We start from the raw sequence: 14,068 nt of genomic DNA, 5'->3' as shown, positions 1-14,068 counted from the left end.
GCCGTATCCTACAAATCTTAAGCCGCTATTGAGAGCAAACAGGCGCCTGTGTATGCCTGTCTACGCTTCCCCCAGCACCTCTTCCACCCACGCCTTGCCCCAGTCGGCTTGCTCTTGCTCGGTCCAGAGCTGGGGGTAGAAGATGCGGCGCTGAAACTTGGGTGGCAGGTAATTACGCCAGTTGGTGCCGCCCGTAGCGGGCACGTCGGTGGGGTCGCGCTGGAGGTAGCGCACCGCCGATTTGAAGTGCATCAAGGGCCAGTTCACGTTCACGCTTACGTCGAGCTGGCGCAGGGCGCGCACCAAGCGGGGGTGGCGCTGGTCTTCCTGGGGTAGGCGTTGCACCACACTCCACACATTGCGGTGCTGGTACTCGGCGGCGTGCTGGTGCAGTTGTTTGGTGTATTTCTCCTCAAACTGCGTGAGCGTAAGCGCCTTGGCCCCAGTTTCTTCCATAGTAGCCCCGGCTTTCCAGTAGATGCAGCCCATCAGCTCCGTCGCGTCGGCCGACTCGCCCAGGAGGCGGCGCTTTTCCTTGTCTACCAAGTTGTCGAGGGAGGTAGAGGCCAGCTCAATCATGCGGTACTGCACGCTCTGAAAACCCGAGGCTGGCATCAGCGCCATCCGGAATTGCAGGAACTGCTGCTTGTCCATGCCGTCCACCATCACATCAAACGAGTCGATCAGGTTTTCGAAGTAGCGGTTGATGCGCCCTACCCGCAGCACCACTTCTTGGAGGGTAGGCGCTTGCAGGTCGCCGATTTGCTCGTACTCGCAGAGGCAGAGCTTGAAATACAGCTCTGTAATCTGGTGGTACATGATGAAAATTCGCTCGTCGGGAATCTGCGTGAGTGGGCGTTGCAGGCTCAGCAGCGTGTCCAACTCAATGTAGTCCCAGTAATTGACGTAGTCGGCATAGTAGAGACCTTCGAGGTAGGCAGCCAGGTCCTGGCCATCGGCGGCGTATTTCTCTTGCAGGCGGCGTAGCTGGGCCAGCACGGCGGGGGAGAATTCTTCGGAAGTGGGGGTAGGCATAAGCAGGAGCAAGCGCGTGTCAGCAACAAGGTAGACCGGTATAAATTTTAAAGCCAGACGGACTACTGCGCAAAGAACGACAAACCCCACCAACCAGCTCTACACTGACGATTAGAACGGTATGTCAAACGCAGTGAAAAATCTTACAGGATAGTACTCCCGATAGGGTCTCTGCGAAAGGCTTCGTCTGTTGTGCGATGTGTAAATAGGTCAAGAAGGCTACGCGTAAGGAGCTGTTAATGGGCTGGCCTGATTGTGTGTTAAGCTGACTAATATATTGCATACCTGTTAAATACTGTAAAGCGACTCAGGCAACGCCTACCTACTTATTGGTATCTAGTAGGCAATGGCAGCTACCGGGTATGGCCGTTCCCCGCGAATCTGATACCTTTAGCCCGTTATGGCAGAGAAGAGCAGTATTTTCGATATGATCGGGCCGGTGATGATCGGGCCGAGCTCCTCACACACGGCGGGTGTGGTGCGCATTGCCAGCGCGGCCATCCGCATTCTGGGCAGCTTGCCTACCCACGCTACCGTCACCTTCTACAATTCGTTTGCCCGCACCTACGAGGGCCACGGCTCCGACCGCGCCATTATTGGCGGTCTGCTGGGCTACGCCACCGACGACGTGCGTATCCGCGACGCGTTCGACCACGCCAAGGAGGCGGGCTTGCAGTACACGTTTCAGAGCGTAGGCAACGCCTCTACCATGCACCCCAATACCATTAAGCTGCAACTGCGCGACGAGCGCACTGGCCACCAGGTAGAGGTAGTGGGGCAGAGTCGGGGCGGGGGCGTCATTCGCATCGTGGAGGTAGACGGCTTTCCGGCTGATTTCTCGGCGGCGCTGCATACGCTAATTCTGGATGCCGACGACCGCACGGGCTCCATTGCCTTTATTGCCTCTGTTATTGCGCACGATGAGTGTAATATTGCGACCATGTCGGTGTCGCGCAAGGGTCGCAACGACCGGGCGCGGCATTTTATCGAGATGGACTCTGATCTGAAACCCATTACCCTGGAGTACCTGCGTCAGTTGCGCTGGATACACCGCGTTATTTATATTCCGAATATTGCTTAAAGAAATTGCTTCCTGTTTCTTTCGCTTGTGCTTATGAAAACAACGTTTACCTTGTTTCGGCGGCCGCTGGTGGCTGGCCTGGGCCTCTTGCTACTGGTAGGGAACGTGCCCGAGGCGCACGCCCAGCAACGGACTCCGCCCGCGCAGCCGCCTGCCGGTAGCATGCAGGCCCCAACCCCCAGCGGCCCCTGGACCCTACAAGCTGCCGTAGACTATGCCCTAGCCAATAACCTGAACGTGCGTCAGTCTCGGCTGTCAGCGCAGTTGGCAGACGTGACACTGCTGCAGAGCCGAGCGGCGCTATGGCCTACCGCCAACCTGAACGGCTCTCAGACCTGGAACTACGGTACCAGCATCAACCCCCTGACCAACGACTTCCAGAGCCAGACTACGCGCTCCAACAACTTTTCCGCCAACACGCAGGTGACGCTGTTTTCGGGATTTCAGTTGCGCAATACGGTGAAACGCAACGTGCTGGACTACGAAGCAGCTCTGGGTGATATTGAAAAAGCTCGTAATGATCTTTCCCTGAACGTAGCCTCAGCGTTCCTGCAGACCCTGCTGGCGCAGGAACTGGTGCGTACCAACCAAACTCGCGTAAACAGCACGCAACAGCAGGTGGAGCGCACACAGGTGCTCTTGAAAGCAGGTAGCGTGGCCGAAAGCAACCTTATTGATAGTCGGGCGCAACTGGCTACGGATCAACTTAACGTCATTACGGCGCAAAATCAGGAAACGCTGGCTCGTCTGCAACTGGCTCAGTTCATGAACCTGAACGAAGCCGCCACGCAGGCGCTGGAAATTACTACCCCCCCGCTGCCCGACCCAGACGAGTTGTCTTTGGCTGATGTGAATCCTTCGACTACTTACCAAACGGCCCAGGCCATCCAACCCGAAATAAAAGCCGCTGATTTGCGCGTGCAGAGTGCCTTGCGCAACGTGGAGGTGGCGCGTGGCGCGTACTACCCACGCTTATTCTTTGGGGCTGGTATTTTCACGGGTTACTCCTCTGCCCGTAACCTGACGGTTATTGGGGATGACTCAACCGCCAGACGTACAACATTTTACGTTGAGAACCCGAACGGAGGCGGGATTACTCCGCTAAGCGTGACGACCTACCAGCGCGACGTATCGACGCTGCCGCAACGCTACTGGGACCAACTGGATAATAACCTGGGTCGCTCATTGCAGTTCAGTCTACAGGTTCCGATTCTGAATGGCTTGCAGGCGCGCACCAACGTGCAACGCTCGAAGATTGCGGTGAGTCAGGCAGAACTACGCGCTGAGCAAGAGCGCCTGCTACTGCGGCAGAACATTGAGCAGGCTTACGCTGATGCCCTAGCTGCTCAACGCCAGTATATAGCCTCAAAAGAGCAGGTAGAATCTCTGACGTTGGCCTACCGTAACGCGGAAATCCGCTTCAACAACGGTCTGCTGAACGGCACGGAGTTCAATATTGCCAAGAACAACCTCACGGCTGCTGAGTCGAGCATGATTCAGGCGAAGTACAGCTTCATCTTCCGCCGCAAGGTGCTGGACTTCTACCAGGGTAAATCGATTGAATTGTAAGAGAGCTTTGGGGCTGGCTGGCAGAACGTCAACTAAGCCTTAAGCTTCTACTCAAGACTCAAAAAAACCTATGAAAAATAACCGCTTACTCTATATTCTGCTGGGCCTGGTCGTGGTGGTCGTACTCGTCGTGATAGTCGGGAAGAAACAGGGCTGGATTGGGCAGCCAACGGGCACGGAAGTGCTGGTAGCCAAGGCCGGTCCGAGCAACATCGTGGAAAAGGTGAGTGCCTCGGGCAAGGTACAGCCGGTGGTAGAAGTGAAGATTTCGCCCGACGTATCGGGCGAAATTACGGAGCTGTACGTGCAAGAGGGCGACTCCGTGAAGCAGGGCCAGCTGCTGCTGCGCATCCGCCCCGATAACTATCAGGCCATTGTCAGCCAGCAGTCGGCAGTAGTGAACACGCAGCGTGCCAATGTGGCCCAGAGCCAGGCCCGCTTGCAGCAACTCATTGCCAATGCCAAGCAAACCGAGCTGACCTACCGCCGCAATGCGTCGCTCTACAAGCAGAAGGTGATTTCGCAGTCGGACTACGAAGCCTCGCAGGCGGCCTACAATGCCTCGCAGGAAGAGCTGAACAGCGCCCGCGCCAGCATAAAAGCAGCGCAGAGCAACGTGTCCAGCGCGCAGGCCTCGCTGGAAGAAGCCCGCCGCACGCTGGATAAAACCACCATTTACGCTCCCGTGAACGGTACCGTGAGCAAGCTTAGCGTGGAGAAGGGCGAGCGGGTGGTAGGTACGTCGCAGATGGCTGGTACTGAAATCATGCGCATTGCCAACCTGAACTCCATGGAGGTGCGCGTGAACGTGAACGAGAACGACATCATCAACGTGCACCTGGGCGACTCGGTGGACGTGGAAGTGGACAGCTACGCCGCCCAGGACAAAACCTTCCGGGGCCTGGTGACCAGCATTGCCAACACGGCCAAAGACGCAGTAACGGCCGAAGCCGTGACCGAGTTTGAGGTGCGGATTCGCCTGCTGCCCGCCTCGTACCAGGACCTGATTACGACCGTAAACGGGCGCACGCGCATTCCGTTCCGGCCCGGCATGACGGCCTCCGTTAACATCATTACCAACCGCAAAAGCAACGTGCTGAGCGTGCCGCTGGCCGCCGTGGCCACCCGCTCCGACTCTACCGCCTACAAGGCCGCCATGGCCCAACGCGGCGGCAACAGCGCCAACAATGCCGAGGCCGACAAAGGCGCTCCGAAAGTGGATGTCCAAGAAGTGGTATTTGTGGTGCGGGGCGGCAAAGCCGTGATGACGCCCGTAAAAACCGGGGTGAGCGACTTTGCCAACATTGAAATAAAGAGTGGCCTGCAAGCGGGTGAGCAGGTGGTGAGCGGTCCTTTCCGGGCCGTGTCGAAAACCCTGAAAAATGGGGATTTGGTGACCATTAAAGATGCCAATACCATCAACAAAGCGGAGATGAAGGAAGACGTAGCCGCGAAGTAGCGCGCGGCCCTACCCTCCGTGTCATCCTGACGAAGGAAGGACCTTATCACGCCGGGGCAGTTGCTCGACGCATGATAAGGTCCTTCCTTCGTCAGGATGACATCGATTTATAACCGATAAAGGAAACCAATACGTTGGAAAAAATAGCCATGTTGGGCGGCGGCTCCTGGGCCACGGCACTCACCAAAATCCTGTCCGAAAACGGTGCCCGCGTAAGTTGGTGGCTGCGCAGCAAAGACGACGTGCAGCACCTGCGCACCACCCGCCACAACCCGCGCTACCTATCGTCGGTGGCCTTTGATCTGACGCGCGTGTTCCCTTCCACGGATATTGCGGAGGTAGTGAAGGACGCCGATTGGGTGGTGCTGGCCGTGCCCGCCGCCTTCGTGAAAGAGGCCCTCGACAAGCTCGACCGCGACGCGCTGAAAGGCAAGCGCATTATTTCGGCCATCAAAGGCATGATTCCGGGGCGCAACGAGTTGGTGACGGACTACGCCATGGAGCGGTTTCGACTGAAGGAAGGGTGTATGGGCGTGGTGGCCGGCCCGTGCCATGCCGAGGAGGTAGCCCTGGAAAAGCAAAGCTACCTCACCATCGGCTCGCCCGACGTGGCTCTGGCCGAGCAGTTTTGCCAGCTGCTGCGCAACCGCTACGTGCGGGCCCACGCCGCCGCTGACCTCGACGGCATTGAGTATTGCGCCGTGATGAAGAACATCATCGCCCTGACCTGCGGCATTGCCCACGGCCTGGGCTACGGCGATAATTTTCAGGCAGTGCTGGTGAGCAACGCGGTACAGGAAATTCGTCGGTTCCTGCACGCGCTCAGCCCCGAACCCCGCGACCTGTCGGCCTCGGCCTACCTGGGCGATTTGCTGGTGACGGCCTACTCGCAGTTTTCGCGCAACCGCACCTTCGGCAGCATGGTGGGTAGGGGCTACTCCGTGAAATCGGCGCAGCTGGAAATGAACATGATTGCCGAGGGCTACTACGCCGTGAAAAGCATCTATGAACTGAACCGGGAGCTGAAGGTAACGATGCCCATCACCTCGGCCGCCTACCACGTGCTCTACGAGAAAATTGCGCCGGCCGTAGAGTTGGAAATACTCAAGGAAAAGCTGCGGTAGGTAGCGGCCATTTGGTTTTTTTTGGTGCCTTTGCGGGGGTAGGGGAAAACGATGCCGAGAGGGGCAAGTAGGGAGGCTGTGGGGCTATCTAAATAGCTTCTCATTTCCGAAAAATCAAACCGAAACGTTTGCGCCCGTTGCGGCAAGGGCCGGGGAACGAGGCCGCGTAAATTCCCTTTTAGAACCTTGAAAACGGCTTTTCTGAAAGCCCAGGGCCGCTGCAATGCGAGACGAGTTCCTACCTTTGCGGCCAGGGAAATACATAGTTCCCTGCTCAGGAGGGTTCTGTTATGGAGTTGAGTATTCCGTCTTTTCCGGCGGCGCGGGCGCGCCGGGTGTACCGGGCGGCCGTGGCCACGTGGTTTTTCTTGCCAGGGCTGGTGTTTGCCAGCTGGGCTTCGCGCATTCCGTTTGTGCAGCAGCGCATGGGCTTCAGCGAAACGGCGCTGGGGCTGGTGCTGCTGGCTATTCCGCTGGGGCAGTTGCCTTCGCTGCCGTTTTCGGGCTGGCTGATTGCTAAGCAGGGTAGCCGACGCACGCTGCTGCTGGGCGTGGCAGGCTACTGCCTGGCCCTGGTGGGGCTGGGCTGGGCGCCCACGCCGGCCCTGCTAATACCCTTCCTGGTGCTGTTTGGGTTTGCCAGTAACTTGATGAACATTGCCGTGAACACTCAGGCGGTGGGCGTGGAAAGCCTGTATGAAGGGCAGCACATCATGGCCTCGTTCCACGGTATCTGGAGTACGGCGGGCTTCGTGGGCGCGGCCATTGGCACGTTTATGAGTGGGCATGGTGTGGTGCCGCTGTGGCATTTTCTGGTAATTGTGGGCCTCATTGCCATCGTAGGGGCCTTTAGCCAGGGCAAGCTGCTGCTACGCGATACGCACACGGCTACCGACCAGCCCATCTTCGTGCGCCCCGATGGGCCGCTGCTGGGCCTGGGCCTGATTGCCTTCTGCGCCATGATCTGCGAGGGCGCCATGTTCGACTGGAGCGGGGTGTATTTCAAGAAAGTGGTGCAGGCGCCGGGCGCGTGGGTAGGGGCCGGCTACACGGCCTTTATGAGCACTATGGCGCTGGGTCGCTTCGGCGCCGACTGGCTGACCGGCCGCCTGGGCGCACGCCGCATGATCCAACTCAGCGGCCTGCTGACGGCGGCAGGACTGCTGGTCGCCGTCGGGTTTCCTACCCTCGTTACGGCCCTGATTGGGTTCATGATGGTCGGCTTTGGGGTGTCGGCGGTGGTGCCGCTGGTGTACAGCGCGGCCGGTAAGTCCAAGGTGATGTCGCCGGGCATGGCGCTGGCGTCCGTCTCCACTATCGGGTTTCTAGGCTTTTTGATTGGGCCGCCCATGATTGGATTGGTTGCCGGCGCTACCAGCCTACGCGTGTCCTACTCCCTCATTGCCGTAATGGGCCTGTGCGTAACGTGGGCCGCCACGAGGGCAAAGCAATTGTGAGGTTGTGAGTGGAGAAGGTGTGAGTACTGGAATTGAAAGAACGATTCGCATCAAGCAGCCGTACCTTATTCACCACTCACAATTTCACCACTCACCATTATGGGCGCCTGGGGCCATTTCAACTTTGACAACGACGACGCCGTAGATTTTGCCGGCGAATTTATGGACACAGGCAGCGAAGTGACGCTACTAGAAGCCCTGGTACCCGCCGCCGAAGCGGATGAGTACCTAGAGGTAGACGCCGCCGCCGCGGCCCTAGTAGCCGCCGAAATCGTAGCAGCGTGGCGCGGCCACCCCGGCTCCGACTTCCTGCCCGGCCTACTCCCCAAAGTCCAGCACCTCGACGTAAGCGACGAGGACGAGCTAACCGACTTGGCGCTACGCGCCGTGGAGTCGGTGCTAAAAGAATCGGAAATGCAGGAGCAATGGGCTGAGGGTAGCGAATTGGCTGCGTGGGAAGCTGCTCAGCAAGATTTGCTGGGTAGGCTGAAGGCAGAGCCGGTGGAGTAAAATAGGTAAGAAGTAGAATAAAATAGTTTGTCCTCCTGAGCAGCGCGAAGGACCTTATCACGTGAGAACGAGTCGTTATTACGCTTGTCGTTCTACGGGCAGAAGGTCCTTCGCGCTGCTCAGGAGGACAAACTATTTTATTCTACTTCTTACCCAATAAACTCGCAAAGTCGTCCCCTAGCAATTGTTCCAACTCCGCCCATACCCTGTGCACGGGCAACCCCATCACGTTGAAGTAGGAACCCTCTAGGCGCGTTACGCCTACCATGCCTATCCAGTCCTGGGCACCGTAAGCGCCAGCTTTGTCCAATGGTTGATAGCGCTTCACGTAAAACTCAATTTCAGCCAAAGACAGTGGGCGGAACGTCACGCGCGTTTGGTCGGAGAAAACCACTTGGCGGCCGTCGCCGGTAAGCAAGCACACGCCGGTGAACACGTCGTGGGTGCGGCCTTGCAGGCGTGTGAGCATCTGCACGGCCTCGGCCGCGTCGGCGGGCTTGTTGAGCACGTCCTCGTCGAGGCAGACGATGGTGTCGGCGGTGAGAATTACTTCATTTTCGGCTAGCTCTTCGCGGTAGGCGGCGGCTTTGCGGGCAGCCAAGAACTCGGCTACCGCGGCGCGTTGCAGGTGGGGCGGAAACTCCTCGTCTACTTCCTTCAGGCGGATTTCGTAGGGTAGGCCCAGCTCGGTGAGCAGCTGGCGACGGCGGGGCGAGTTAGAAGCAAGCAGCAAATGGGTGATGGGCATCGTCGTCACGAATGGAGGAGAACAAGAAGCCTCCGATGGTTTTGGGGTAGAAAAACGTTGATTTGGGCGGCATCACGGCCCCGGAGTGGCACACGCGCTCCACGGCCTGCATGGTCACCTCGTTGGTGATGAGGGCGGCGCGGGCTTCGCCCCGGTCTACGCGGGTAAGGCACTCGGGGAAGTTGCGCACGTAGGCCACGCCCGGCCAGGTACGCTGGGCGTCCATATTGCCCAGCCCCAACGCCTTACCCAGCACGAAGTAGTGCAGCACGGTCAGGTCGAGAGCTTTCACCTCAGGGGTGGTGGGCCAGTCGAGCTGGGCGTGTACCTCGGGCCGCAGCCGGATTTTGTAGGACTGCCCATCGAGGTATAACCCGAAGGCCCAGGGCTTGCCGGCAATCAGCTCGGGCAGGCAGTAGGGGTCGTCCTGGGGTAGTACCGTAAAGTAGGGCGTCAGGCGGGCTAGAAATTCCTCCGCCGTCAGGTTGCCGGGTAACTCCAGCAGCAGGCGATGGGTAGGCAGGATGCGCAGGTCATCGGCAGCGGCGTTGGTCAGGTACATCAAGTGGTAATTCCACGGTTCCTGGCCGGTGTAGGCGTCGCCGGCGGCGGCGCGGCGGGCCTGGCGGTAGGCCAGGGAGCCTTCGTAGCGGTGGTGACCATCGGCCAGAATCACCTGTTTATCGGCCAGTAGTTGCTGAAAACGCTGAATCACGCGGCGGTCCTGAATTACGGCCAGCACGTCGCGGGCACCTTGGTAGTCCTCCTCGGTCTGGTAGAGCGGGTCCTGGATGGCCTCGTCGAGGTAGCGTTCCAGCTCGTGGGCATCGTCGCGGTAAAGGCCGTGGGTGGCGCTGGTTTGCAGCTGCAAGCGGCTGAGCAGCTCGGCGCGGTCGTTCACCGAAGAGGGTAGGGTGTTCTCGTGCCGCAATACCACGTTATCGGCCCAGTTGTAGGCCCGAATGTGGCACATAAAGCCCTTGCGGCAATACTCGTAGCCGGGGTTGCCTGGCAGCCGAAAATACTGGTAGTATACGTAGATGCCCGGCAGCACATCCTGAGTCAGCACGCCCTGCTGCTGCCACTCCCGCAGGCGCACCAGGGCCTCAGCAGCCGGATCGTCGCCGCGGGGTACGGTCAGGTGCAGGCTGTTGAGCGGATTGCGGTACAGCGCTTCGCGCTGTCGCGCCGACACCACATCAAACAGCGGCGATACGTAGTCGTCAATCTGCTGACTCAAAGCGGGCGCATACCGCCAGCCGCGTACGGGTTGAATTTCAGCCAAGTAGGTGAGGTTGTAAGTGAAAGGAAAGTTAGTAGAGCTAGAGTTAGTAGAATTAGCTCCCCTGCTTTTTCAAGGAGGGGAGCTAGCTTTAGCTCTTATCCCATACAGCATAAAATTCCAGAATAGCATCTATAATCCGGTCCTGGTCCGCTTCGGCCAACTCATAGTAGAGGGGTAGGCGCACCAGGTGGTCGGTATAATAGTCGGCCCAGGGGAGGGTGCGGCCGTCGTGGTAGGGCGCGTAGTAGGGGCTGCGGTGCAGGGAAAGGTAGTGAAACACCAGTAGCACCTGTTGCCGGGCCAGGTGCTCGATCAGGGCCGTGCGCTCGGCCAGGGAGCGGCACGTGAGGTAGTACATGTGGGCGTTATTGGTCGCATATCCGGGGATAACGGGTAGGCCCACTTGCCGGGCCGCCAGCGGGCCACGGAGGGCGTCATCGTAGCGCTGCCATAGCACGTGGCGCCGTTGCTGGATGCGTGTCATGCTCTCCAGTTGCGCCCACAGGAAGGCGGCCGTGAGGTCGGAGGGTAAGAACGACGAGCCTGGCTCCAGCCACGTGTACTTGTCTACTTCGCCCCGAAAAAACGCTGCTCGATCAGTGCCCTTTTCCCGGATTATTTCAGCCCTCCGCACCAACTGCGGGTCGTTCACGGTCAGCAAACCACCCTCGCCAGCTATAATATTCTTGGCTTCGTGAAAGGAGAAAGCCCCCAGCGTACCGAGCGTGCCGAGCGGCCTACCCCGGTGAAAGCTGTCGATGGCCTGGGCGGCGTCTTCCACCACGGCCAAGTTGTGCCGGGCGGCTACGGCCAGCAGCACGTCCATGTCGCAGGCAATACCGGCGTAGTGCACCGGTACAATGGCGCGGGTGTGGGGGGTAATGAGCGTCTCTAGCTGTGCAACGTCGAGGTTAGGATTCTCTGGGGTGCTGTCTACGAACACGATGCGCGCCCCCCGCAGCACAAACGCGTTGGCCGTCGACACGAACGTGTAGGAGGGTACCAGCACCTCATCGCCGGGCTGAATATCGAGCAGCAGCGCCGCCATTTCCAACGCGTCGGTGGCAGAGGAGGTCAGCAAGGCTTTCTGAAAACCTAGTTCCTGCTCAAAAAAAGCGTGGCATTTTCGGGTGAATAGTCCGTCGCCGGAAATCTTGCCCGAGCGCACGGCCTGCTCCATATACTGGAACTCGCGACCGGATAAATAAGGCTTGCTGAACGGGATAGGCGAAACGGACATGCGCGGCAGGAACTTCGGCAAAGGTACAGCCCGCAGGGATTACGCGCGCGGTGGGGTAGCAGGGGCCTCATCGACGATATAGAGCGGGCGGTTCTTCACGCCATCAAACGTTTTGCCCACGTACAGCCCTACTATGCCCAACACGCTGAGTAGTAGACCCGAAAAAAACCAGATGGAAATAATCAGGCTGGCGTAGCCGAGTACCGTAATTTGTCCCAGCCAGTAGCGCACCAGCTTGTAGAGCACCGCCAGAAACGCCGTGCTCGAAATCAGCAGGCCCAGCTGCACGGTTAGGCGCAGGGGTTTATCGGAATAGGCCAGCATCACGTCCAGGGCTAAATGCAACCGCTTGCGGAAGCTGTAGCCGGTGGCGCCGCTGGCTCGCTCGGCGTGGATGACATTCACCGTAGCGGCCCGAAACCCTACCCAGCGGGCCATGGTAGGCAGGTAGCGCGCACTCTCGCGCATCTGCCCGATGGCGTCCACCACTTTGCGGTGGTAGAGGCCAAAATTCGCCAGCGTACGGTCCTGAGGCGTATCGGTGAGGTAGGCCAGCGTGGCGTAGAACAGCCGCGACAAGGCTTTTTGCACCCAACTATCCTGCCGTTGGTGGCGCCGGGCCAGCACCAGTTCATATCCTTGTTGCGCCTGGCTGTAGAGGGTAGGGATTTCCTCGGGGCGGTCCTGCAAGTCGCAGTCGAGCACCACCACCCACTCGCCGCGGCTGTAGTCGAGGCCGGCTGTGATGGCGCGGTGCTGCCCAAAGTTGCGGCTCAAGCGCACCCCGCGCACGCGGTGGTCCTGGCGCATGAGTTGCTCAATCACTGGCCAGGAGTTGTCCGGGCTGCGGTCATCCACCAAGATAATTTCGAAACTCTCCGTAATTGGCTGCACACTGGCCACAATGCGTTCCACCAGTTCCACCAGCATCGCCTCGGCCCGATACACCGGGCTGACAATGGAGAGATGGGGCACTGGCGGATCGTGACCGATGGGAGGCATGGGGGGTGAGGTGGGGAGTTAGAAAACGCTTGTCATCCTGAGCTTGCGAAGGACATTCTCACGCATGAACGAGAGGCGTAACAACGACTGGTTCTACCGTGAGAAGATCCTTCGCTCCGCTCAGGATGACAAAGCAAAGCTAGCTGCCAGATGACTCTTACGGTGCCAAACGGCTCAAACGCCAGGTGTCGCCGGCCTGTTCATACACAATGCGGTCGTGGAGGCGGGAGGGGCGGCCCTGCCAGAATTCCACCCGCGTAGGACGGAGCAGATAGCCGCCCCAGTGCGGGGGGCGGGGTAGGGGATCTTGCCCAGCAAACTGCGACTCTACCTCGTGCTCCCGGGCCTCCAGCGTCTCCCGGTCGGCAATGGGCTGGCTTTGGGGCGAGGCCCAGGCGCCTACCTGGCTGCCGCGCGGCCGGCTCTGGAAATACTCCGTTGACATAGTTTCCGGCGCTTTTTCAATGCGGCCTTCCACGCGCACCTGGCGTTCCAGGCCGGGCCAGAAAAATGTAAGCGCTGCCCGCGGCTGCGCGGCTAACTCCTGGCCCTTGCGTGAGTCGTAGTTGGTGTAGAATAAAAAGGTGGCGTCGTCGGGTAGGCCTTTCAGTAACACCACGCGGGCCGAGGGCTGACCGTCTGGGCCGACGGTTGATACCGTCATGGCCGTGGGCTCGTCGAGGTGGGCGGCCAGGGCCTCGTCCAGCCAGGCCCGAAATTGAGGAACGGGTGTGGGTTGTACGTCGGCTTCAGAAAGGGTGCGTTGGGAGTAGCTCTGGCGCAGGTCGGCAAGTTCCTGGTCGGTCATGGCAGCGAAATAAAAAGGAATGCGTAACGAAGAAAAAGGACTACTCCACTTCCGGCAGCCACTAGGCAGCGGAGCGAAGCAGCCGAACCTCCGGTCTTACTTCCAGTAAAAGTACTTTATTGACCTTCTATTTCCCTAACTATCCTATCGGCTACCCTTTTCACTCATTGTCCTATGCCTCAGCTACGCACCAGCAGCCTCCTGATTTCCCAGCCTTTTCTAGGTGACCCAAACTTTGATCGTTCCGTAGTTTTGCTCTGCCGTCACGATGAGGAAGAAGGATCTTTCGGACTCACCATCAACCGCTTATCGAACTTGCGCCTGGGTGATGTGCTAGAGCTGCCCGGCCCCGACGACTCGGTGGTGGCTACCCTGCCGCTCTACCTGGGTGGCCCCGTAGAGCCCGATACCCTGCACTACCTGCACCGCCAGCCCGACCTGCCCGATGCCCTACCCTTGGGGGACGGCGTATACTGGGGCGGCGACTTCCGCCAACTGCTTGGGCTGGTGGAAACCGGCGTGCTGCCGCCCACAGATATTCGGCTCTACGCCGGCTATTCGGGCTGGACGGCGGGGCAGCTGCGCGAGGAGGTGCGGGAAAATGTTTGGATCGTGCACCCTAATGCTGCCGGGAAAGTATTTACTTTGGATAATGATGCCTTCTGGCAAGCTATTTTGCGGGAGAAAGGGGGCCGCTACCGGATGCTGTCCAATTACCCCGTCGATCCTCGCCTGAACTAAATCAGTTGG

The 14,068-nt window shown here is 59.2% G+C and carries 13 protein-coding genes; 7 read left to right on the top strand and 6 right to left on the bottom strand.

Features of this window, described 5'->3' with window-relative positions:
- Nucleotides 1-60 precede the first annotated feature (60 nt).
- Nucleotides 61-1,035 (bottom strand): tryptophan 2,3-dioxygenase family protein, encoded by a 975-nt coding sequence (locus F1C16_RS07420; RefSeq protein ID WP_185283693.1) that lies wholly within the window; start codon nt 1,033-1,035, stop codon nt 61-63.
- A 400-nt stretch (nt 1,036-1,435) separates the two neighbouring features.
- On the opposite strand from F1C16_RS07420, the gene sdaAB reads away from it, so the two are divergent.
- From sdaAB to F1C16_RS07390, 6 genes are all read left to right on the top strand, one after another.
- On the top strand, nt 1,436-2,116 hold the full coding sequence (sdaAB, locus tag F1C16_RS07415) for an L-serine ammonia-lyase, iron-sulfur-dependent subunit beta (RefSeq protein WP_185283692.1): 681 nt from the start codon (nt 1,436-1,438) through the stop codon (nt 2,114-2,116).
- Between the two features lie 33 nt (nt 2,117-2,149).
- The gene (locus tag F1C16_RS07410) at nt 2,150-3,685 is read left to right on the top strand and encodes a TolC family protein (RefSeq protein WP_185283691.1); all 1,536 of its coding nucleotides are present in this window, start codon (nt 2,150-2,152) and stop codon (nt 3,683-3,685) included.
- A gap of 70 nt (nt 3,686-3,755) precedes the next feature.
- The gene (locus tag F1C16_RS07405) at nt 3,756-5,144 is read left to right on the top strand and encodes an efflux RND transporter periplasmic adaptor subunit (protein ID WP_185283690.1); all 1,389 of its coding nucleotides are present in this window, start codon (nt 3,756-3,758) and stop codon (nt 5,142-5,144) included.
- A gap of 134 nt (nt 5,145-5,278) precedes the next feature.
- Nucleotides 5,279-6,268 (top strand): NAD(P)H-dependent glycerol-3-phosphate dehydrogenase, encoded by a 990-nt coding sequence (locus F1C16_RS07400; RefSeq protein WP_258049055.1) that lies wholly within the window; start codon nt 5,279-5,281, stop codon nt 6,266-6,268.
- A 290-nt stretch (nt 6,269-6,558) separates the two neighbouring features.
- Nucleotides 6,559-7,725 carry an MFS transporter gene (locus F1C16_RS07395; RefSeq protein ID WP_185283689.1) on the top strand — a complete coding sequence of 389 codons (1,167 nt, stop codon included), beginning with the start codon at nt 6,559-6,561 and terminating at the stop codon, nt 7,723-7,725.
- 99 nt (nt 7,726-7,824) lie between these two features.
- Nucleotides 7,825-8,235: a DUF4259 domain-containing protein gene (locus F1C16_RS07390; protein ID WP_185283688.1), complete on the top strand. Its 411-nt coding sequence runs from the start codon at nt 7,825-7,827 to the stop codon at nt 8,233-8,235.
- Nucleotides 8,236-8,377: 142 nt separating this feature from the next.
- On the opposite strand, the gene F1C16_RS07385 is transcribed toward F1C16_RS07390, so the two are convergent.
- The 5 genes from F1C16_RS07385 to pdxH all read right to left on the bottom strand — a co-directional run bounded on the left by F1C16_RS07385 (nt 8,378) and on the right by pdxH (nt 13,318).
- Nucleotides 8,378-8,983, bottom strand: a complete 606-nt coding sequence (locus tag F1C16_RS07385) for a Maf family nucleotide pyrophosphatase (protein WP_185283687.1) — start codon at nt 8,981-8,983, stop codon at nt 8,378-8,380.
- The gene (locus F1C16_RS07380) at nt 8,952-10,268 is read right to left on the bottom strand and encodes a DUF1015 domain-containing protein (protein ID WP_185283686.1); all 1,317 of its coding nucleotides are present in this window, start codon (nt 10,266-10,268) and stop codon (nt 8,952-8,954) included. Before F1C16_RS07380 ends, F1C16_RS07385 begins: the two co-directional genes overlap by 32 nt.
- Nucleotides 10,269-10,356: 88 nt before the next feature.
- The gene (gene rffA, locus F1C16_RS07375; protein ID WP_185283685.1) at nt 10,357-11,508 is read right to left on the bottom strand and encodes a dTDP-4-amino-4,6-dideoxygalactose transaminase; all 1,152 of its coding nucleotides are present in this window, start codon (nt 11,506-11,508) and stop codon (nt 10,357-10,359) included.
- Nucleotides 11,509-11,547: 39 nt separating this feature from the next.
- The gene (locus tag F1C16_RS07370; RefSeq protein WP_185283684.1) at nt 11,548-12,510 is read right to left on the bottom strand and encodes a glycosyltransferase family 2 protein; all 963 of its coding nucleotides are present in this window, start codon (nt 12,508-12,510) and stop codon (nt 11,548-11,550) included.
- 157 nt (nt 12,511-12,667) lie between these two features.
- Nucleotides 12,668-13,318: a pyridoxamine 5'-phosphate oxidase gene (gene pdxH, locus F1C16_RS07365; RefSeq protein WP_185283683.1), complete on the bottom strand. Its 651-nt coding sequence runs from the start codon at nt 13,316-13,318 to the stop codon at nt 12,668-12,670.
- A gap of 174 nt (nt 13,319-13,492) precedes the next feature.
- On the opposite strand from pdxH, the gene F1C16_RS07360 reads away from it, so the two are divergent.
- The gene (locus tag F1C16_RS07360; protein ID WP_185283682.1) at nt 13,493-14,059 is read left to right on the top strand and encodes a YqgE/AlgH family protein; all 567 of its coding nucleotides are present in this window, start codon (nt 13,493-13,495) and stop codon (nt 14,057-14,059) included.
- Nucleotides 14,060-14,068 lie beyond the last annotated feature (9 nt).

The organism is Hymenobacter sp. NBH84, assembly GCF_014217645.1.
GTDB classification, from domain to species: Bacteria; Bacteroidota; Bacteroidia; order Cytophagales; family Hymenobacteraceae; genus Hymenobacter; species Hymenobacter profundi.
The sequence above is the reverse complement of the archived record's forward strand: the minus strand, read 5'-3'. Positions and strand labels throughout refer to the sequence as shown.

Bases quoted from the DNA above. Each gene is read 5' to 3' on its own strand.
- F1C16_RS07420 (WP_185283693.1), bottom strand. From the start codon at position 1,035: ATGCCTACCCCCACTTCCGAAGAATTCTCCCCCGCCGTGCTGGCCCAG.
- F1C16_RS07410 (WP_185283691.1), top strand. From the start codon at position 2,150: ATGAAAACAACGTTTACCTTGTTTCGGCGGCCGCTGGTGGCTGGCCTG.
- rffA (WP_185283685.1), bottom strand. From the start codon at position 11,508: ATGTCCGTTTCGCCTATCCCGTTCAGCAAGCCTTATTTATCCGGTCGC.
- F1C16_RS07405 (WP_185283690.1), top strand. From the start codon at position 3,756: ATGAAAAATAACCGCTTACTCTATATTCTGCTGGGCCTGGTCGTGGTG.
- F1C16_RS07360 (WP_185283682.1), top strand. From the start codon at position 13,493: ATGCCTCAGCTACGCACCAGCAGCCTCCTGATTTCCCAGCCTTTTCTA.
- F1C16_RS07390 (WP_185283688.1), top strand. From the start codon at position 7,825: ATGGGCGCCTGGGGCCATTTCAACTTTGACAACGACGACGCCGTAGAT.
- sdaAB (WP_185283692.1), top strand. From the start codon at position 1,436: ATGGCAGAGAAGAGCAGTATTTTCGATATGATCGGGCCGGTGATGATC.
- F1C16_RS07385 (WP_185283687.1), bottom strand. From the start codon at position 8,983: ATGCCCATCACCCATTTGCTGCTTGCTTCTAACTCGCCCCGCCGTCGC.
- pdxH (WP_185283683.1), bottom strand. From the start codon at position 13,318: ATGACCGACCAGGAACTTGCCGACCTGCGCCAGAGCTACTCCCAACGC.
- F1C16_RS07395 (WP_185283689.1), top strand. From the start codon at position 6,559: ATGGAGTTGAGTATTCCGTCTTTTCCGGCGGCGCGGGCGCGCCGGGTG.
- F1C16_RS07370 (WP_185283684.1), bottom strand. From the start codon at position 12,510: ATGCCTCCCATCGGTCACGATCCGCCAGTGCCCCATCTCTCCATTGTC.